The sequence below is a fragment of the Nostoc sp. genome, assembly GCF_036917655.1.
In the GTDB taxonomy this organism is placed as follows: Bacteria; Cyanobacteriota; Cyanobacteriia; order Cyanobacteriales; family Nostocaceae; genus Nostoc.
Genome location: NZ_JBALCY010000001.1, coordinates 38,513 through 57,175, shown reverse-complemented (window position 1 = coordinate 57,175; position 18,663 = coordinate 38,513). Strand labels below are relative to the sequence as shown.

Genomic DNA, 18,663 nt, shown 5'->3' with positions numbered 1-18,663 from the left:
ATTAGGACGGTAGCAGTGCGATTTTGTGAGTTGCTGAAAATTAGGGTGATAAATCACCTATTGAGAATATGGCTATGTAACTGAGAATTAAAATCCGACGCTTTTGGAAATCACCAAGGCTAATCTACTCAAGAATTATATTAAGAGCAATGCTTTGTGACTATCTCTATAGAAGCTTCGGTTGAAAACTCTGGATGATTGGATGAATCGCGATTTCCAAAGGTTGCGTCAAGTGTTTCCCGAATAGTATCTCGCTGTTTTTGGAAAACATCAAGTTGCTCACGCAGTTCTTCTTCCTTAAGTTGCAATAAATCAGAGGGTTCGGGGCAATTGTTGAGATCCCGAACCACACTATTCACTACCTCTGACTCTCTGACTCTTCCTATAAAAGCAGCAGTTAAGGATGCTACTCTTTCCAAGAATTCTTTGCAGCCAGCATGAAAATCATATTCATACCCAGTATATAAAGAGAGCACTCCTACAACTTCTTCTTTGTAAATGAGTGGAAAACACCCAAAAGATTTAAATTGGTTAAGCACTATCCAATCTTGGTTTTGGAATTTTTTTATGTTCTGATTATCTATTCCGGTAAGTGAGATAGCATGTTTTTCCCTAATAGTATCTCCGACGAATCCATCTTCATAACCTCTAGGATCATCTAATCTTTTATCCCATTTAACTCTATCAACCCCTGCTTTGTGTACAACTTCAAGTAAACGATTCTCATTTTTTACTCGTAATATGCATACTTCAAAGGCTGTATCATCTGAAACTAAACGGTTAACAACAGTTTTGTATGCATTTTGGATATCAGAAAGATTACTACGATAACCAACTAAAGCATCTGACAAATCCGCCAGAAGTTTTACCTGACGTTTTTTGCGTAAATTTGATATTGCAGATGCGACAGACGAGCCTATTGTATATAACCAATGGATCTCTTCTTGAGAGAAACCAGAATTTGGAATAATTTTCCTTTTAATTGGATCAATTTTATTAATTACTTCGAGGACTCCATAAGTTTTGTGTTGACCGTCTAGAGGAACAGCAATGGCAGAATAAATTCCTCCGAGTTTCTCTGAATATTTCTCTTGGCTTTTGGTATCTAAAGGTATTTCACTAAAATCATTGGCTGACTGAGGCTTCCCAAATCCATCTTCCTGAGGAAGAGCAGCTTGACCAGTGAAACTTTCACCAGGTACATAGTTTTCGCCTTCAAACCATTTATCATCTATTTCATCACCATTGGCATCTAGACCTACTATTTTTTGACGATGTAGGTGTCCATCCTTTGAGAATAGAAAAATAGAAGCCGTTTGAGAGTTAAGTCTCTCACGTACAACTTTAAGAGCTTCCTGAATTACCTCACCCTTATCTTTAAAACGATTTAATTTGTTTCTAACTTTTTGTAAATCTTTAAGTAGCTCATTGGGAAACTTGAGAAATTCATATGGCGATTTCCTAAATAAATTCTCTCTAATTAGATCAAGCTTTTGAAACACTATTTTATCTAGACCTTTCTGAAAATTTACTTGTTTAATTGAATTTTCTACTGTCACTTGAAAGACACCTTCATTCCTGGTAGCTCGCGCCAGGAAATTTGAGAGAACTTCTTTGTACTGATCAATCTCACATACTTTAGGAGAGAAATTAGCTAACCTTACACTCCGACTTTGCCTAATGTTGTCATTCTCATACCACGCAATTAACTGATTTTTCCCATCATCAGTTTCAATAATTGCATATTCTTTAGTTGGTAAAGTTGATAATTTGGAATTAAAAGATTCAACAGTGTATATCGTTGAAGTATCTCTCAAAGAGAATTCTTCTGCATAGGGAATATAAATATCTTTTGTTGTGACAAAAACCTTGTAATATGAAGCATGTCTTAGTAAAAAGTTCAAGCTTCTTTCAAAATCTTGTTCACTTGAAAAAACAAACAGTCTCTCACTTTCTGGATGTGCAGTTTTTGCAACTTCATCTCCTTTGTCACTTGCCCAAAAAGATTCCACACCATCAACGATTGCTACTGCCTTCACACGCGCTTTGAGCTTCTGCTGTAAGGCAGTAAGACGGCGCGGATATAACTCTAACGGCATCGAGTAAACTGAGCCGTTAGAAATAAAATCTTCAATCCGCTCATCGATATCGGCAATATCATTAGTGACAAGCTGTTGGAATATTTTGTTAGTCTGTAAATAATTATTACCCTTCAGAATTGGTTCTACAGTATTTAAAATAATTCTTTTTTTTGAAATTTCACCTGGAAGTAGACAGTTCAGTTCTTCTTCAAGCAATTCGTTTAACCAGTTAGAAGTAGAGAGTTTATAGTCGATCCAACCTTTTGCTTCTTCTATGTCACCACCAGTTATTTCATGAAGCAAATACGCCAAATTCTTCTTATCTGTTCCATTAATTGAGGGAAAGTGAATTGGAGTTTCAAAATTAACTTGTTTACTGAAGCGTAAGAGCCTGAAATTATGGAGTCTTCCAGAGAATAAGCCTATAAGGAAATAAACCCGTGCTTGTTCAAGGCATTCCTTAGGCAAGCAGAGGATACCAAAGTCTACGCTTGAAAGAATCTGTTCCGTTTCTTGAAGCCAACCGGATCTTGAAATCCCATCAATGTCTAAGATGAAGGCTTCAATCTGTGGATGCTTAAAAATGACATCTCTAATTCTTTCAGCTTGGTACTTACTATTGCTACCAGCCCAAGCAATAAGGACTTTGCGTCTACCTTGCTTGGCTTGAAGGCGATCAGAGAGGATCTTCTGCAATTTAGATAGTTTTCCAGGCCCTGCACCAGTGATTCGGAACTTGGTATAGATTCGCGACAGCGTTTTCTGCACCGCATTTTCAGACTGCCGTCCTAAGATTGTCTTGATTTCTGCTGGCGACTTTCCATTTAAGGCTAAATCCAGAACTTCTAGTTCGTTATCAGACACGCCTTCTTCGCCAACTAAGTCTTTAAGAGTATCCCGATAAATCTGAGTCATCTACAAACCTGTAAAAAGCCTCACTTGTTCTAGTTCTACGATATCACAGCAGTTTTGGAGACTTATATGGATAATCTTAATTTCTGTTATGTGAGGCTTTTAAACGCTTGACAATGGTATGAAATTTGGTATTGTATTAAAAGCCTCACTTAAGTGCGGCTTTTAATACATGATAAATACTTCTCTGTGACTTAACTTAGTGGCATTGTGCTTATAGATATGTAAAATCATCTTCCTGTATAGGTTTGATAATTTGCTGCTTCTTCGTCAGCGAAGATATTGTCAGTAACCAAAAATCAAGCCTTTTCAAGGCATATTTCATGTTTTTACATCCATTAAGGCGCAATGTTCCGAAGCGTCAACTTCGTGCACTGTTTTCTATTGCTGATAAACAAATTAATCGCTTGGAGGGGAAAATGGATTTATTTACCAACCGAAAGTCTAGCTATCTTGCCTGTGTAGCTTTGCTAACTGTCATTGTAGTAGCTGTGCTAACAAAGTTTGATGGAATTGGAATCGTCGCCGTGCAAGTCACACCTGATGGCATCCAAGTAGTAGTGAAGAATTCTCATGCTTTGTGTCCAATTGACCAGCATCTGCCAGAAGTTCAGCCCAAGCTCCCCGATCAGGAATTAGCTAAATACAGGATTTTGCCAATTCATAATCAAGTATAAGCCTTTTCAGTGCTACTCACTAGGCTTTAGAAACGTTACGAATTGATGAAATGCTGTACTAAGGAGGAGGAGGTTTCGATAGCACATTTGTTAATAAGTGTGGTATTAGACCTTTTGCAAAAGTCTATGTTTTGGATATTCAACCACAGATTAACACCGATGTTCATCTGTGGTTCACTTTTTGCTTATTCGCATTTTTGCAAGAAGTTTACTGATTACACGTTATTAGAATTTTTTTGAATGCTTTTTGTTTACAGCTAGACTATCCATAACCGCACAACATTCTTTCTCAGTAGTGTTTCTGGAGTCTATCACCATTGAAAATGAATACTATTTGAGTTGGTAATAGTTAGATGTTTATCTAATTCATTCTGACTGGGGATTCGCGCTACCCTAAGTCTGGAAGCCAAGGATAAATGACATGAGAAAATGGATTTGGCTGATGCTGTTAGTACTGGTGGCAGTTGCTGTGGTGGGTAGTAGGGGTAGTACGTTTTTTGAACAGCGTCCGTCACCAGAAATGGTTGAAAGCATTCCAGTGAAAACACCCCAACCACAGCCAGAATCAAAGGAAGTTTACAGTACCCCGCAAGTGTCTGCTGACAAGCTGTTAGCCCATATCCAAAAGTTAAATTTTCAGCGCTACACAACAAAAGAGCGATCGCTTACTCGCACTTATATCACAACTGAACTGAAAAAGTTAGGCTGGAAACCCAAATTGGAAAAGTTCTCTGAGGGTATGAATATTTTTGCCGAACGCCCAGGAACTAACAAAGCCGCTAAAGCAATTCTTGTAGCAGCACATTATGATACCGTTGCGTTATCCCCAGGTGCCGATGATAACGCCAGTGGTGTAGCCGTAGTGCTGGAAGTAGCGCGGTTGCTGGGTTCCCGTCCCACGCCACGGACGTTACAACTAGCTTTTTTTGACAAAGAGGAAGCAGGACTTTTGGGTAGTCGGGCTTTCGTTAGCAAGACACCACGCTTGCAAAACTTGGGCGGTGCGATCGTTATGGATATGGTGGGTTATGCTTGTTACACTGCTGGCTGTCAGAAATACCCTGCCGGATTGCCTGTTACCCCACCTAGCGACAAGGGCGACTTTTTGGCAGTAGTCGGTGATACAGAACATTTGCCTTTGCTGAATGCCTTTCAAAGCTCACAGATGTTTCCCTCAATCGCTCTGAATAAACAAAAATCAAATCTGCCACCAGTCTTGACAGTACCGATTCCTTTTAAAGGTTTACTGACACCAGACACCCTACGCAGCGACCATGCACCGTTTTGGTATCAGGGTGTGGGTGCTGTGCTGGTGACAGATACCGCAAATTTACGCACTCCGCACTATCATCAACCTAGCGATGTTCCAGCGACTATCGAGCGATCGTTTTTCACAGGAGCAGCACAGATTGTAGTGAATACTACTACTGCCTTATTAGAGAAAAATGAGGTTTTGGAAACTCAACCACCAAGCTGACCGAATAATTCGTAATTCGTAATGACGCTCTCTTACGAGACGCTGCGCGTAGCTTGCTTCTTTGCAGGAGTACGCGGACTCCTTCGCGCTACGCTAACGTAATTCGTAATTAAAGAACAAATCACTAATTCGGACTAGCGGTACTAGTTTTTGGTTCAGGGAAAGTCAACGTCCAATTCTTTTTATCATTGATCTGGAAGTACAAACCTTTGAAAATGAGCCGTAGAGCTGTTCGAGTTCTAATAAACTTCCTCACCAGATAAGTCCCTGGTTCAGCAAAGATATCATTAAAGTTTTTTTTATAACCAAATTGTTTTGAACAGTAACTGCCAGCACCTTGGACTGTTAACACAAAAAATGGAGCTTGTTTGTATTCATCAGGAATCATAAAGATTCCATATACATGGTGACGACCACGCCACGGCTGAACAATAACCTTAGTAGCATGTACTTGGAATTTTGTAGTTTTTGATGCTAGAAAAGCCTCGAAATTGCAATCAGAATCATTCACAGGCCACCACAGTGTAATAATACTCAGAGAGAGCAGCAAAATTGAAATATAGCGGAGTCTGCGACGCATAAAGCCAAGAAAAATTGTTGATGCGGCTGGTAGAATTTGATGAGTAATGATAGTGCAGCTACAGCAGTAAGACTATCCACCGGCAACACCTCTGCAACACGTTCTAAAGAATTAAGACAAAACATTAAGCAGTCGGTTAAAGTTTCCTGTCAAAAAAATTGCAGTCAAGATATCAGCCCACAAAAAGTGCAGATTGTAGATGCGTAGTTTACCGCCGCAGGCATCGCTTACCCTGTTCTAAAGTTTCGTTACAGTATTAAACCTAGCTGAGAAACAATCGGGCTTTTGTGGCTGTCAACACTGATTTATGCTCAAATTTTTAACTGTGATGAATTCTACAATTCGTTGCTTTTGTTATGCTTTTGATGTAGCTCTGTTCCCATCAGCAGATGCTTTGAGGAGATCAGGGCGACGCCGATAGCCTTCGCGCAGCGTCTCGTAGAGAAGCGTTAGCGAGTATTCGTACCCCTGCTCAAAAGCCAGCTACGCACAGCGGATCGTAGAGAGCGTCATAGCCCGTCGTAGACATCGCTATCAAGTTCACGAACAAATCTGCTTTTCTTTCTAAGTAATTAGTCGAGTAGTCAAATACACAAATATTCGTTATATTCCCGTAAGTAACAATTGGTATAAATGTTTATGGGAAGAAGTTGGGGAAGTCTTAAGACAGTTGCTGGTTTTTTTGGCGCAATTGTACTTACACAGTTCGGGGTAAATACTTCGGCCATTGCGGCTGACACAGTTATCGTGCGTTTGGGTTTATTTACAGAAACCATCTCTCTTGCTGAGTTGCAAAAGGCTGCGAAAACTGGGGAATTGCCTGGGAGTTTGCAGCCTTACGCTAAAGGATTATCTGAACAACAACGCCGCTTCTTCTTGGGGGCGTTGGGCATGAATATACCGATAAATGTTGTCACAGTTGATAAGTTAGTTAATACTCAGATTGGCACAACTATTCTCCATGATTTCGCTACAGCCTTAGCCCGAAAAGACAAAGCTGGGGTACAAGCACTGAGAGCAGGATTGGTATTAGGCTCTACTGCACCGCAGGGTCTTTCTGTACTGAGTTTTATCGCCGCTTATCCGAGTAAACGCCTAGAAATTGATTTGCCAAAGGCTTTTATAGTTGCAGGGAGTTTGAATACAGCTTTTTGGCGTACCCAGCAATTTATGCTAACTATCGCTCCCCAACTCGACCCCAAAACACCACAGATTGCTTTCCCTTTTGATCCCAGCCAACCAGGAAACGCTCAAGTAAAAATACTCAACTTAAGCCTGAATGACCAAAAGCGCGATCGCCAAATTCCAGTTGATATTTATTGGTCAACTGCTGCAACTCTCGACAAACCCGTAATTGTCCTTTCTCACGGCTTCGCATCAGTCCGCACGGACTTGCGTTATTTAGCAGAACATTTAGCATCCCACGGTTATGTAGTAGCAGCTTTAGAGCATCCCGGTAGTAACCAGGCAAATATTAACTCAGCATTACAAGGCAAAACCAGAGTTATGAAGCCTCATGAGTTTTTGGATCGTCCTCAAGATATTAGTTTTGTCCTCGACGAATTAGAAAAGCTCAACCAAACGCCTAATCATCCGCTACAAGGGAAACTTGCAACCACTAACGCGATGGTCATTGGCCATTCTTTTGGTGGTGGTACAGCTTTAGAAATTGCTGGAGCCGAATTACAACTAGAACGACTCAAACAACGCTGTAAAAAGAACTTGACTAGCTTCAGTGAGGGAGAAGTTATGCAGTGCATCGCTCAAGAACTCCCAGAAAATAGCTATCAACTACGGGATACTAGAATAAAACAGGCGATCGCTCTCAATCCGACAACTTCTCTGATGTTTGGCAAAACTGGGTTAACTAAGGTGCAAGTTCCGACTCTAGTGTTAGCAAGTTCCGCAGATAAAACCACCCCAGCTTTAACTGAACAGATTGTGGGATTTGATAAAATCCCATCCCCCAAATGGCTAGTTGGTATACTTGGGGGTACTCATCTGAGTGTGAAAGACCCCAGTACCACTTTGGATCAGATAGGACAACCGAATACACCGATTAGTGGCGGTGAAGTTGTGGGTGAACAAGCAGCAGATGTTCGTAAGTACGTTAAAGCTATAGCTTTGGCGTTTGCTGCACAGATGACTCCAGAAGCTAAAAACTACGCTATCTTTCTGACATCAGATTATGCCCAGTTTGCTTCCACTGCGGCATTTCCATTTCGCCTAATTACGCAGATTCCTCCTGATGCTAGGGCAGTGGTGAAAGAATTTGTTGATAAATAAGAGAATTCCAATTTATTACTAGCCCTGGCGATTAGAAGTCGCGGCTACACAAGACTTTACCCACCAATTCTTACGGAACGCTACGCGAACGTGGGTTAAAAACCTTGATTTTTCGTTAGTCTACGGAGGTGGACTACCCTGTGGCAAGGCTTTACCTACGTTTGTGTAGTAGCGAATTCTATTCGCCCAGTACTTTTCAAACATCCTCTTATTTGGATCACAGTATACTATCTTGATAGTAATTTTATAGTTGCTGTTAAATCTATACTAAATTTTTACACTAAAAATAACTAGTTAGACATAAACTTTATAATAATTATCTCTTAAAAATAAAAGAAGGTTAGGAGTGTAAAAAGAGTAGGAGAAGATCCGTAATAATGATCATACGTAAGTATTGTAGATAAAATATTACAAAATAAGTCCAAAATCCATGAATACAAGTTGCTTGATGCGAGAGCATCCCAAATGTGTACAAAGATAATTTGTCATTGCTTCATTCCGCTACGCTTCATTCGCAATGACAACTCATCATCTTGGTAAATTTGCTTGCATTGGGATGCTCCCCTTGATGCAAAATATGTTTGTGTGTGTATTGACGCGAATTACTTTAAGTTCACAAAACAAATCGCAGAGTATTTTTCTCTGCTACAAGCCACATATCAACCAAAAAGAAAAAAATTAAGGCTTATTTTGTCTACTTAAATAATTAGTTTTACCTACATGATGTTTATGTATTGTAAAACTAATTTTTGATTTAGAATTAAACAATTATTACATTTTATTGAAGCTTATGCAACTCTATACAACTCGTGAAATCGAAGAACTCCAGCAACACGAAGACCTTCCTTCGTTAATTGAAATTATGCAGTGGGTGAAAAGTTTTTTAGTAAGACCTCATCCTGATTTAGGAAGACCGGGAGTAGTTTGCCCTTTTGTGCCTCACGCTCTGAAATCAAATAACATTTGGCTAGCAGTAATTCGCACACAAAATTTGTGTTTAGAGCAAATAGAAGCAATTGTGAGACCCTACCGAAATGTCTTCCTTGAGAGAGAACCAGGCGATAAGGAATTACCAATAAGTAAAGCCTTTGTACTTATCTTTCCTGATGTCCATATAGAAGAGGCATCTAAAGTAATTGATGGTGTCCAAAAAAAACTTAAACCTTTGTTTGTTGAGTCAGGACTGATGCTAGGAGAATTTCACAACCGGACTGAGAGTCCTGGGCTACATAACCCCAACTTTCGACCACTGCGGAGTCCCATACCTTTGCTGGTTATCCGCCCGATGACTGAAGTTGACCTTACTTTTCTTATGAGTCCAGATAACCCACACTTACGTATTCGGTATCTGGAAGCTTATTTAAAGCGTTTTGGTCATAAGTTTACAGATGAAACAAAGTTTAAAAATGCTCATCAAGCATTGGCTTTAGCGAAAGAACAAGTTAAACAAGAAAATTTGGTGAGTTCTTGTATATAATGAATCGGGTTTAGTTAAGAAGATGTTTGGAAAGTCTTTAAGGATACTAAAAAACCTCTGCCCAAAACGGAGAGAGGCTTTTAAACCCCAATTCCCTAGAAAGAAGGGTGACAGGGGGGTTAGATTCTAAGGCTTTTGGTGTTTCATACAATACTTTTCAAACATCCTCTCAATTTTATGCAACTCTATACAACTCGTGAAATCGAACAACTCCAGCAACACGAGGATCTTCCGTGCTTAATTGAAATTATGGAGTGGGTGAAAAATTTTTTAGGAAAGCCTCATCCTAACTTAGGAAGACCCGGCGTAGTTTGCCCTTTTGTACCTTACTCTCTCAAGTCAAACAGTATTCATCTGGCAGTTATTCACACAAAAGATTTGTATCGAGAACAATTAGAAGAGGTTGTTGGACGCTACCGAGATATCTTTCTTGGAATGGAACTTAAAGAGCATGAATTAGCAATCAATAAAGCTTTTTTACTTATCTTTCCTGACATCCATATAGAAGAAGCTTCTAAACTGATAGATAGTGTCCAACAAAAACTTAAACCTTTGTTTGTTGAGTCAGGACTGATGATAGGAGAATTTCATAAACGTAATGATAGTCCTGGTCTGCATAACCCAAACTTTCGTCCACTTCGTAGCCCTATCCCCTTGTTGGCTATCCGGTTTATGGTCGAAGCTGACCTCCCCTTTCTTGAGAGTCCGGCTGATCCACGCTTACGTATTCGGTATCTGGAAGCTTATTTAAACTGTTTTGATCATAAATTTACAGATGAAACAAAGTTTAAAAATGCTCATCATGCATTGGCTTTAGCGAAAGAACAACTTAAACAAGAAAATTTGGTGAGTTCTTGCATATATAGCAGTTCTCGCTCAAATGAGGTATATCCTCAAAGTTAAAAGGATTTATATATAAAGTATAAAGTCTAGGTATACCTCACTAGCATAGTCAGCGCTATAAATAAATATCAAATGTTTAGTTTAAATTGAGGACTGGGGATTGGGCATGGGGGATTAAAAGTATTTGCTACAAAGCTGTTCAGTGGAATTTCAGACAATACTAGTGATCTCAATTTGGTATGAGTTATCCTTGCTAAAGCTTAATTCGCGGTTACAGAGTTGCATTTGCACTTCTTCATCGTGAAAAATACCAACTAAAGCACAACCGGCTGCTTTGTGTTCTTGGAGAAGTTCCATTACAACTTGGCGATTAGTAGCATCTAGGGCTGATGTGGATTCATCCAGCAATAAAATTGGATAGTTGACACAAAGGGCGCGGGCGATATTCACCCGTTGCTTTTGGCCTCCAGAAAAGGTGGTGGGAGAAAGTTTCCATAAACGTTCTGGCAGGTTGAGGCGATGAAACAACTCCTTTATGTTAGCGATCGCAACTTCAAATTTCAACTCTTCTGGGCAAATCACCATCTCCACTTCCCCTATACAAATTTCTCCAGCAAAAGGATGCTTTCTGCAATAACCTCATTGAGTGGAATATGCCAAAGATAATAAAAAGCCCTCATCCGCACCCGCCAAATTCTGGAGTCTAGCATCCGGCTGGCTGTAGAACAAGCGTGGCAGTGTTGTACGGTAAGCCAGGTTCCAACTACTTCGTACCTTAGAAGTGCCCGCAGACATCGCCGTTGCCACAAAACTAGAAATTAATCATGATGAGCCGATAGCTTTAATTGAGCATTTGGGTTTAGCGGATGAGGAACCGATTAGTGTGGACTCAGCTTGTTTGTAGACAAAAGCAAATAATAAGGTAAGTAAAATGGCGAAAGAAATAGAGCGGAAATATTTAGTCAGAGGAGATAGCTGGAGAGGATTAGCTGAAGGTAGTGTATATCGTCAAGGATACATTGCCACACAAGACAAAGCGACTGTACGTATACGTATAATAGGGGAAAAAAGCTATTTGACCATTAAAGGCCCCAATATTAAATATTCAAGATTAGAGTTTGAGTATCCTGTTCCTGTTGAAGATGCTCAAGAAATCCTTGAGACATTGTGTGAACGTCCCTTTATAGAAAAAATCAGATATAAAATAGAGTCGGGTGGTTTAATTTGGGAAATAGATGAGTTTGATGGTGTTAATAAAGGACTAATTTTAGCAGAAGTTGAACTTAGTGATGAAAACCAGCAAATTGAACTACCAAGCTGGATTGGACAAGAAGTTTCTGATGACTCCAGATATTTCAACAGCAATTTAGTAAAACACCCTTTTTCACAATGGTAAGCATGGATTGTTATCAAATTATTTAGTTCAGCAACTAAAACGCCCGGATGTTCCCATGTTTATTGCCTAGTTGTTTGGCACGCGGCACGGCTACACCGCGCCATTGCTTGTGACAGTTGCGTAAGTCCTGTAAACCTGCTAAATTTGTGGATTTTGAAGAAATTAAATCATCATAAAGCAGTGTATTTTCCTCTTTTAGAGACTATTTATAAAGTAAATATTAGGGGATGTTTGAAAAGTGTTTGGCTGTGATTTTAGGCACTTAATTGATCCCCTCTAACCCACGCCAGTCACTCCACTTGGGGAAACCCCATCGCCCTTGGCGTCTCCCCAAGTGGAGCATCTGGCGTGTGGGGTGCAATAACTATGAGAATCACAACGAATTACCCGGACATGATATGATAACCGAGAGTGATATTTGTCGTGACAAATCATATCGAAATGTGCGCCTAACACACCCCACAAGAATTTTATTTTTACTTTATGAATAGCCTCTTAGGATAATTCGCTAATTATAAGTCCAGTAACATTATTGACATATAATTTAATTGATAAATTTATTTTGTGTAAAATTATCGATTTTTCAGATAATTTATTATTTAAACTACGGTAACTATATCGTTGTTTAGATATATTGAATTATTTAAACACCTGTAAACTTATCGATTTGCTGGTGTTTGAGTTTAGTCAAAGCCCGGTAAAATCATCGACTTTTGAGGGAATTTACTAATAAAAACTCCGACAAAATCACTAGTTAAATTTAAATTTAACTAGTGATTTTTCTTCCTGGACAACTTTAAACTGCGTGCTAGAATTACAGCAAAACTGTTTAATAAATAGTCGAAAAAGTTAATTACGGTTGGTAATTTTAGAGACTGGAATAATTCATTTGCTCAGGCTTGAGTATGGGTATTTGAAGCCAGACTCAAATTATTGTGTCTGAGATAAAAATAATTGAGGTAAAAATATAAATTATGAAGTACATTACTAGTTTTTTTAGTACTTTATTTGTTGTTAGCGCTGGACTATATTTACTACCTCATTCGGTAGCCGATGCAGTTACCTTAGGCAATGGCACCATCGCCTTTGCCGAACCACCGCGTTTAGTTAGTGCCAGCACTCCATACAGCAATACAAGCGTTCCGAATACGACGTACTATTTCACTCTGGAAGTGCCAGCGACGGCTGGGGAACCGTTGCAACAGGTTACCTTTAACCAGATTCAGGGGACTGAAGATATTCAATTCAATCAGAAAGATACATTTGCCTTTGAAGGCACACGCAATCACCAAGGTTCAAAATTGGCACTCAAAGCTGTAAAAGGTAACGGCAAACAGCAGACTATCACAGTAACCTTTGACACTCCCATACCACCAGGTAAGACGGTTACTATTTGTCTGCACACTTACTACAATCCTTTTTCTGATGGCGTCTATTTATTTGGCGTTAAGGCTTTTCCCTCTGGTGAGAAAACTGCTGGCCAATTTATCGGCATTGGACGCTTTCAATTTTCCGGGCCAACGGCTACGGAGAACTAATTTTATCTAACCTATTCGACGCAGAATCTGTTATTTTAACCATTGAGGACAAGTATAATTCTTGTCCTTTACTTTTTTGAGAAGTTTTCGCCACACACTCAACTCTCTTAAGGAGTAATATCAATAAATTTTAATAGCCTCTTGTTTTTTAGCACAATCTATGCAAACCTCATAACTGTATACTACGGTAAGTTGCCCGATTTACCGTAGATGTAGCAGCAAATTAGTGGGTTAGCCAATAAACTCAAAATTTAGTGCCAAGTAAACTTTTAGCGTCTATTACAAGGGTTATTGAAAGCTATGTCTGAGCCACGCTACGGGATCTGGATTCCTGTTTACGGCAACTGCGGCGTAATGAACCACCCTCTTGAACCTCGTGATGCCAGTTACTCACGAGCAAAGGATCTCGTCCAGTTAGCTGAACAGTGCGGGTTTACTACAACTTTGATCGCAGAACACATCATTAATCCCAGAAATCAACAATTAGATCAGCTGGAAACTTGGACAGCAGCAGCAGCAGCTCTTGCCGAAGCAACAAATTCTATCGAAATTATCGCCGCTGTGAAGCCTTTACTTTTTCATCCAGCAATCTTAGCGAAGATGGCATTAGGCATTGATGCAATCAGTGGTGGGCGTTTTGCGATCAACTTGGTAAGTGCCTGGTTTAAGCCAGAAATGGAAAAATCTGGCATATCTTTTCTTCCCCATGATCAGCGTTACCGCTATTCCGACGAGTGGATAAGAGTAGTAAAGGCGCTGTGGAGTGGAGAAAGAGTTAACTTCCAAGGAGATTATTTTCATATTAGTGACCTAAGCTTCAATCCTCGTCCCGTGGCCAATCCTTATCCGCGTGTGTATGTGGGAGGTGAATCAGAACCAGCGCAAGCTTTGGCGGCAAAAGAAGCAGATATTTTTTTTCTCAATGGTCGTCCTATAGAAGTGATCCGAGAAACCATTGCTCAGGTTGCTAAACAGCCGCGTTCTCATTCCAAACCTCTGGACTTTGCGATGTCCGCATTTGTGATTGCTCGACCCACAGATGGAGAAGCACAAGAAGAATATCACAACTTGAGGGCAATGGTAATAGCACAAGACGATCGCTCAGAGCTTCTCAAAGGAGTCGATTCCGAAGTGGTCATGTTCAAGAATTTGGCCAAGTACCCTGGCGTAGGAAGTAACGGTGGCACAGCTGCTGGCTTAGTTGGTAGCTATGACACCGTGGCTGGTCGCATTGCCGACTTTACCAGGGTGGGAATCGGCACCTTCATGCTGCAATTCCAGCCGTTCGCGACTGAGATGAGGCGTTTTTCTGAGGAGGTAATGCCACGAGTTCGTTCCTTAGAACTTGTGGCTGCAAAGGGATGAGGGAGCAGGGAAGAAATAACTAATGCCCAATTCAATAAGTTAGGAGATGTAATCGTGAGTGCATATCAATCTGAGTCAGGCAATAGTTCTACTTCGCAACTGAATTTAGAGACTGATGTTCTAGTCATATCCCTATGACTCTGCGTCTAGAGGGAACACAACTTTGTCAATCAAGGCTAATCCTGAAGCTTTCTTGGGGTTTGCTTCTAAAGCTAGACGATAAATCGCCATTTTGCCAGGATTCGTAAACTCTTGAATCTTCTCTTTTCTCTTTGCGTCTGGAGCAGTTCGTTTAAGTTGAACCAAGAATATTGCTAATGAATATACAACATACAAAAATTAACCGCCGATTTTTCCTCAGAGCCTTAACCTTATTTAGTGTATCCATATTTTTTGTTAGCTGTAGCCAACAACAAGCTCAAGTATCTTCAAATACAGCCCAAGCAACTGCACAAAAAAAGGTCATTCAAATCGGGGTGACGGGAATCATATCTGAAGATATTTTGAAGTTTATAAATACTAAGCTGGCACCTCAGGAAGGATTAGAAGTAAAAGTTGTTACTTTTAATGACTGGATACAACCGAATACAGCTTTAATAGACAAAGTAATCGATGCAAATTTTTTTCAACATCGACCTTTCATGAATAATACTGTTAGGGAACTCAAAATCAATTTAGTTCCATTAAATCTAGTTTACTTAAGCACACTCGGTTTTTTCTCCAAATGGCTCAAATCTGTGAATGACGTTCCCCAAAATGCCACAGTCACAATTGCCCATGATGTGATTAATAATGACCGAGGACTCAGGCTAATAGTAAGTAATGGTTTAATCAAACTAAAGGAAAATACCAAGAAATTTGTAACCACCAGAGACATAGCCGAGAATCCCAAAAGCTTGCAAATCAAGGAAGTAGCAGGAGTCCAAGTAGTTCAAGCTATTAATGATGTAGACTTCATTGTTTCTTCGGCTCAGACTGTTGCTCTAGCAGAAATAACACCGCAATCTATGGGACAGGAGATAGCTAAAGATAAAAAGTATGCTTTGGCATTAGTCACATTACAGGGTCGAGAAAATGAGCCAAAAATCCAGAAGCTGAACAAGCTGCTTAACGATCCACAGGTGAGAGATTTTATTAACAACCAATGCCAGGGGCGAATTGTACCTGTGTTTTAAAGACGGCGAAAGGATGAAGGATGAAAATTTTGCTACTTCATCTTTCCTAATTTAGGAATTACTAAACTGAAATTGTGACATGACTGGAGGATAAAGCAATGTTTTTCGGAAAAATTGAAAAAGAATTATTTTGTGGAGAAATTTGGTCAATTTGGCAAAAAACTAAATTACCAGATAATCTACAGTTATTAGTGGATCAAGAACTAGGAAAACGCGATATCTGGGAATTACAGAGCCAAAAGCCTGATGAGAAGCCTATTCATCCAAGCCTTGATGAAGACTCTAGTCATTCAACAAATATTTAAGCTTGCACTAGTATTTGCAGCCTTTAATGCTACGTGGGTGACTCTAGTTTTTCGGCTGGAATCTATTGCGTATAATTACGCCAATCGAGTTGCAAGTCTATTTGGCATAATTGGCCTCTTTACCACCTCCATTGTTGGATGGGTAGCAGACAAGCAAGACCCCAGAATGTTAGTTGGAATAGCTGTTATTCTATCTCTATCAGCTTTTGTCATCCTTTGGATAGCTGGTGGAACTCATTTGATGGGTCTTATATTAGGAGTGCTTATTCTTGACTTGGGAATGCACACTGGTTACATTTCAAATCAAATCCGCGTCTACAACTTAGTTCCAAATGCTGAGAGCCGTTTGAATCCGGTGTACATGGTCACTAACTACACTGGCGGCGCACTCGGCTCTTTTCTTGGTACTTATACCTGGGGATTGTGGCAGTGGAAAGGCGTTTGTACTTTAGCTTAGTAGGATTCTTTTTGTTGGCTGTGGCGTTTATCGCTCATTTCAGTGTACATAAGAGAAAATTTACGGCCGTTTAATGCAAATTCGAGTTCATGCTGCAAATCCGTCCGCAATTTCTTTTACCTAGCAAGAGAAGGAATCAATACCAATGGCACATCTGTTTGAACCATTCAAGATTCGTGAAGTTACCTTTCGCAACCGCATCGCCGTTTCACCCATGTGTCAATATTCCAGTACAAATGGATATGCTAATGATTGGCACGTTATTCATCTGGCTTCTCGCGCAATTGGCGGTGCAGGTATAGTGCTAACAGAAGCAGCAGCTGTAGAGCCGGGTGGGCGCATTAGCCCCCAAGATTTAGGAATCTGGTCAGATGCACACATAGAAACTTTGGCTAAAACTGTGGGATTGATTCATAACTTTGGAGCTGTTGCAGGTATTCAACTTGCTCATGCAGGTAGAAAAGCCAGCACTGCCAAACCGAGTAAGGGAGGGAAAGCGCTGGATGAATCTCAGGAAGGTTGGCGTCCCTTGGTTTCGAGTAGTGCGATCGCTTTTAGCAAAGATAGCCCAGTTCCAGAAGCCTTAAGTCTTGAGGGAATTCAAAAAGTTATTGATGCCTTTGTCCAAGCTGCTAAACGTTCTCTGCAAGCTGGTTTCAAGGTAGTTGAAATCCATGCTGCCCACGGTTATCTACTGCACCAGTTTCTCTCACCTCTTTCTAACCAACGGCAAGATGATTATGGTGGCAGCTTTGAAAACCGGACTCGTTTGCTCAGAGAAGTTGTTCAAGCAATCCGAGAGGTTTGGCCCCAGACACATCCACTGTGGGTACGTATTTCTGCCACCGATTGGGTAGACAATGGCTGGGACATTGAGCAAAGTATCGCTTTAAGTGACAAACTCAAGTCTCTAGGAGTTGATCTCATCGATACTTCATCAGGCGGTATTATACCGGGCATCAATATACCAATTAAACCTGGTTATCAGACTCAGTTTGCCGAACGCATCCGCCGCGAAGCCGATATTCCTACAGGAGCCGTAGGCTTAATTACATCCCCTGAACAAGCTGACGAGATTATTCGTACAGAAGTAGCTGATATAGTGCTGTTGGGACGTGAACTACTCCGCAATCCTTACTGGCCACATCTGGCAGCCAAACAGTTAGGACACGATAAACTCTGGCCTGTTCAATACGACCGAGCTTGGCTGTGATGTCAGATGTGCTTAATTGAGCATCAACGCCTTAAACCCTTGCTGCTTGGCGGTAGGGGTTGTTGCTTGATTTGCAATAATTGTGAGTATTTGACCAAACATGGTATGATACGTAATCTAGTCGTACTCTAGGTATTTTTTTGTTCTAATAGTAAGCATACAAACTTTCTGTCTTGCTAACATTAAGCATTGTTAGGGTAGCACATGTGTGTGTCCCTACTCCAAAATCCACGCAGCCTGAAAAAAGTCGCGCTCACAAAACATCGCATAACGGTAGGTTGAATGCACAACAGGATTGGTAGTGGCATAATTGTCAACCAGACTTTCTAATTGTTTTGTTAGTGGTTGAAAGTCTGCGCTGCTGTAAGTACGAATCCAGTCTGCATATTGATGATTAGGAATACCGTTACCAGCTAACTGTTCTCCCAAAAAGGCATACAAACGGATACACGGAGACATCGCCGCAGCAGTTAAACCCACATCTGAACCCCAAGCAGTTGCTAACAAAAAGTCAGTATAGCGGCGGGTGGCGGCTCCTGGTTCCACAGAATGCAAATTGACTCCCCACACAGAAGCATAGCCACTATGTAGTCGCAGTTCTTCTAAAACTCCACTAGCTAAGTTATGAAATGTGGTGAAACCTAACCAGTCTGGTGCTTTGGCTGCGGCGATACTGTACGCACGGGCAAAAGCTTCTAAGAAAAAAGCATCTTGCCCTACGTAGTAAGCAAATTTCATCTGCTCAAGAGTACCATCACCAATGCCTAGAACGAAAGGATGCTCTAGGCAAGCTTGGGCTAAGTCTTGATTTGCTGCCCATAATTCGTTAGATAAAGTCATTTGTTATTTGTCATTTGTCATCTGTTATTATCCCTCTATTC

At 40.5% G+C, this 18,663-nt stretch carries 18 protein-coding genes and 1 pseudogene; 14 read left to right on the top strand and 5 right to left on the bottom strand.

Annotation, left to right across the window (positions count from 1 at the left end; all coding sequences use genetic code 11):
• Positions 1 to 140: 140 nt before the first annotated feature.
• Positions 141 to 2,996, bottom strand: coding sequence for a GAF domain-containing protein (locus tag V7K30_RS00290; protein ID WP_334996004.1), 2,856 nt, complete (start codon positions 2,994 to 2,996; stop codon positions 141 to 143).
• A 320-nt stretch (positions 2,997 to 3,316) separates the two neighbouring features.
• Here V7K30_RS00290 and V7K30_RS00285 point away from each other — a divergent pair, with 320 nt between their 5' ends.
• A complete protein-coding gene (locus V7K30_RS00285) occupies positions 3,317 to 3,670 on the top strand; it encodes a hypothetical protein (RefSeq protein ID WP_334996002.1) in 354 nt (117 codons plus the stop codon).
• A 421-nt stretch (positions 3,671 to 4,091) separates the two neighbouring features.
• Positions 4,092 to 5,147 (top strand): M28 family peptidase, encoded by a 1,056-nt coding sequence (locus V7K30_RS00280; protein ID WP_334996000.1) that lies wholly within the window; start codon positions 4,092 to 4,094, stop codon positions 5,145 to 5,147.
• 124 nt (positions 5,148 to 5,271) lie between these two features.
• On the opposite strand, the gene V7K30_RS00275 is transcribed toward V7K30_RS00280, so the two are convergent.
• Complete coding sequence (locus tag V7K30_RS00275; RefSeq protein WP_334995998.1) at positions 5,272 to 5,727, bottom strand: hypothetical protein; 456 nt, start codon at positions 5,725 to 5,727, stop codon at positions 5,272 to 5,274.
• Between the two features lie 39 nt (positions 5,728 to 5,766).
• Here V7K30_RS00275 and V7K30_RS00270 point away from each other — a divergent pair, with 39 nt between their 5' ends.
• The 4 genes from V7K30_RS00270 (at position 5,767) to V7K30_RS00255 (ending at position 10,393) form a co-directional block, all read left to right on the top strand.
• Positions 5,767 to 5,934 (top strand): hypothetical protein, encoded by a 168-nt coding sequence (locus V7K30_RS00270; protein ID WP_334995995.1) that lies wholly within the window; start codon positions 5,767 to 5,769, stop codon positions 5,932 to 5,934.
• Between the two features lie 432 nt (positions 5,935 to 6,366).
• Positions 6,367 to 8,013 carry an alpha/beta hydrolase gene (locus V7K30_RS00265; protein WP_334995993.1) on the top strand — a complete coding sequence of 549 codons (1,647 nt, stop codon included), beginning with the start codon at positions 6,367 to 6,369 and terminating at the stop codon, positions 8,011 to 8,013.
• 790 nt (positions 8,014 to 8,803) lie between these two features.
• Complete coding sequence (locus tag V7K30_RS00260; RefSeq protein ID WP_334861899.1) at positions 8,804 to 9,490, top strand: DUF6875 domain-containing protein; 687 nt, start codon at positions 8,804 to 8,806, stop codon at positions 9,488 to 9,490.
• A gap of 177 nt (positions 9,491 to 9,667) precedes the next feature.
• A complete protein-coding gene (locus V7K30_RS00255; RefSeq protein ID WP_334995991.1) occupies positions 9,668 to 10,393 on the top strand; it encodes a DUF6875 domain-containing protein in 726 nt (241 codons plus the stop codon).
• Between the two features lie 150 nt (positions 10,394 to 10,543).
• Here V7K30_RS00255 and V7K30_RS00250 read toward each other — a convergent pair whose 3' ends face one another.
• On the bottom strand, positions 10,544 to 10,918 hold the full coding sequence (locus V7K30_RS00250) for an ATP-binding cassette domain-containing protein (protein WP_442941032.1): 375 nt from the start codon (positions 10,916 to 10,918) through the stop codon (positions 10,544 to 10,546).
• Positions 10,919 to 11,102: 184 nt separating this feature from the next.
• On the opposite strand from V7K30_RS00250, the pseudogene V7K30_RS00245 reads away from it, so the two are divergent.
• The 4 genes and pseudogenes from V7K30_RS00245 to V7K30_RS00230 all read left to right on the top strand — a co-directional run.
• Positions 11,103 to 11,237, top strand: a pseudogene (locus V7K30_RS00245) (phosphonate metabolism transcriptional regulator PhnF); the annotation flags it as partial.
• 27 nt (positions 11,238 to 11,264) lie between these two features.
• The gene (locus V7K30_RS00240; protein ID WP_334995989.1) at positions 11,265 to 11,729 is read left to right on the top strand and encodes a CYTH domain-containing protein; all 465 of its coding nucleotides are present in this window, start codon (positions 11,265 to 11,267) and stop codon (positions 11,727 to 11,729) included.
• A gap of 974 nt (positions 11,730 to 12,703) precedes the next feature.
• Complete coding sequence (locus tag V7K30_RS00235) at positions 12,704 to 13,267, top strand: DUF2808 domain-containing protein (protein ID WP_334995987.1); 564 nt, start codon at positions 12,704 to 12,706, stop codon at positions 13,265 to 13,267.
• Positions 13,268 to 13,567: 300 nt separating this feature from the next.
• Complete coding sequence (locus V7K30_RS00230) at positions 13,568 to 14,632, top strand: LLM class flavin-dependent oxidoreductase (RefSeq protein WP_334995985.1); 1,065 nt, start codon at positions 13,568 to 13,570, stop codon at positions 14,630 to 14,632.
• A 132-nt stretch (positions 14,633 to 14,764) separates the two neighbouring features.
• Here the strand turns inward: V7K30_RS00230 and V7K30_RS00225 are convergent, their stop codons facing one another.
• On the bottom strand, positions 14,765 to 14,938 hold the full coding sequence (locus V7K30_RS00225; RefSeq protein WP_334995983.1) for a hypothetical protein: 174 nt from the start codon (positions 14,936 to 14,938) through the stop codon (positions 14,765 to 14,767).
• A gap of 11 nt (positions 14,939 to 14,949) precedes the next feature.
• Between V7K30_RS00225 and V7K30_RS00220 the strand changes: the two genes are divergently transcribed.
• The 4 genes from V7K30_RS00220 to namA all read left to right on the top strand — a co-directional run bounded on the left by V7K30_RS00220 (position 14,950) and on the right by namA (position 17,782).
• Positions 14,950 to 15,807 carry a MetQ/NlpA family ABC transporter substrate-binding protein gene (locus tag V7K30_RS00220; protein ID WP_334995981.1) on the top strand — a complete coding sequence of 286 codons (858 nt, stop codon included), beginning with the start codon at positions 14,950 to 14,952 and terminating at the stop codon, positions 15,805 to 15,807.
• Positions 15,808 to 15,905: 98 nt separating this feature from the next.
• The gene (locus tag V7K30_RS00215; protein WP_334995979.1) at positions 15,906 to 16,112 is read left to right on the top strand and encodes a hypothetical protein; all 207 of its coding nucleotides are present in this window, start codon (positions 15,906 to 15,908) and stop codon (positions 16,110 to 16,112) included.
• Entirely contained in the window at positions 16,081 to 16,569 is a 489-nt protein-coding gene (locus tag V7K30_RS00210; RefSeq protein ID WP_334995977.1) for a hypothetical protein, read from the top strand. The genes V7K30_RS00215 and V7K30_RS00210 overlap by 32 nt, the downstream gene beginning before the upstream one ends.
• Before the next feature lie 145 nt (positions 16,570 to 16,714).
• A complete protein-coding gene (gene namA, locus V7K30_RS00205) occupies positions 16,715 to 17,782 on the top strand; it encodes an NADPH dehydrogenase NamA (protein WP_334995975.1) in 1,068 nt (355 codons plus the stop codon).
• Positions 17,783 to 17,998: 216 nt separating this feature from the next.
• On the opposite strand, the gene V7K30_RS00200 is transcribed toward namA, so the two are convergent.
• Entirely contained in the window at positions 17,999 to 18,622 is a 624-nt protein-coding gene (locus V7K30_RS00200; RefSeq protein WP_334995973.1) for a TenA family protein, read from the bottom strand.
• Positions 18,623 to 18,663 lie beyond the last annotated feature (41 nt).

What these genes read in the sequence shown, in the direction of transcription:
- V7K30_RS00220 (WP_334995981.1), top strand. Translation starts at nt 14,950, where the DNA reads ATGAATATACAACATACAAAAATTAACCGCCGATTTTTCCTCAGAGCC.
- V7K30_RS00200 (WP_334995973.1), bottom strand. Translation starts at nt 18,622, where the DNA reads ATGACTTTATCTAACGAATTATGGGCAGCAAATCAAGACTTAGCCCAA.
- V7K30_RS00260 (WP_334861899.1), top strand. Translation starts at nt 8,804, where the DNA reads ATGCAACTCTATACAACTCGTGAAATCGAAGAACTCCAGCAACACGAA.
- V7K30_RS00250 (WP_442941032.1), bottom strand. Translation starts at nt 10,918, where the DNA reads ATGGTGATTTGCCCAGAAGAGTTGAAATTTGAAGTTGCGATCGCTAAC.
- V7K30_RS00235 (WP_334995987.1), top strand. Translation starts at nt 12,704, where the DNA reads ATGAAGTACATTACTAGTTTTTTTAGTACTTTATTTGTTGTTAGCGCT.
- V7K30_RS00210 (WP_334995977.1), top strand. Translation starts at nt 16,081, where the DNA reads ATGAAGACTCTAGTCATTCAACAAATATTTAAGCTTGCACTAGTATTT.
- V7K30_RS00290 (WP_334996004.1), bottom strand. Translation starts at nt 2,996, where the DNA reads ATGACTCAGATTTATCGGGATACTCTTAAAGACTTAGTTGGCGAAGAA.
- V7K30_RS00275 (WP_334995998.1), bottom strand. Translation starts at nt 5,727, where the DNA reads ATGCGTCGCAGACTCCGCTATATTTCAATTTTGCTGCTCTCTCTGAGT.
- V7K30_RS00270 (WP_334995995.1), top strand. Translation starts at nt 5,767, where the DNA reads ATGAGTAATGATAGTGCAGCTACAGCAGTAAGACTATCCACCGGCAAC.
- V7K30_RS00265 (WP_334995993.1), top strand. Translation starts at nt 6,367, where the DNA reads ATGGGAAGAAGTTGGGGAAGTCTTAAGACAGTTGCTGGTTTTTTTGGC.
- V7K30_RS00215 (WP_334995979.1), top strand. Translation starts at nt 15,906, where the DNA reads ATGTTTTTCGGAAAAATTGAAAAAGAATTATTTTGTGGAGAAATTTGG.
- V7K30_RS00240 (WP_334995989.1), top strand. Translation starts at nt 11,265, where the DNA reads ATGGCGAAAGAAATAGAGCGGAAATATTTAGTCAGAGGAGATAGCTGG.
- V7K30_RS00230 (WP_334995985.1), top strand. Translation starts at nt 13,568, where the DNA reads ATGTCTGAGCCACGCTACGGGATCTGGATTCCTGTTTACGGCAACTGC.
- V7K30_RS00285 (WP_334996002.1), top strand. Translation starts at nt 3,317, where the DNA reads ATGTTTTTACATCCATTAAGGCGCAATGTTCCGAAGCGTCAACTTCGT.
- V7K30_RS00255 (WP_334995991.1), top strand. Translation starts at nt 9,668, where the DNA reads ATGCAACTCTATACAACTCGTGAAATCGAACAACTCCAGCAACACGAG.
- V7K30_RS00280 (WP_334996000.1), top strand. Translation starts at nt 4,092, where the DNA reads ATGAGAAAATGGATTTGGCTGATGCTGTTAGTACTGGTGGCAGTTGCT.
- namA (WP_334995975.1), top strand. Translation starts at nt 16,715, where the DNA reads ATGGCACATCTGTTTGAACCATTCAAGATTCGTGAAGTTACCTTTCGC.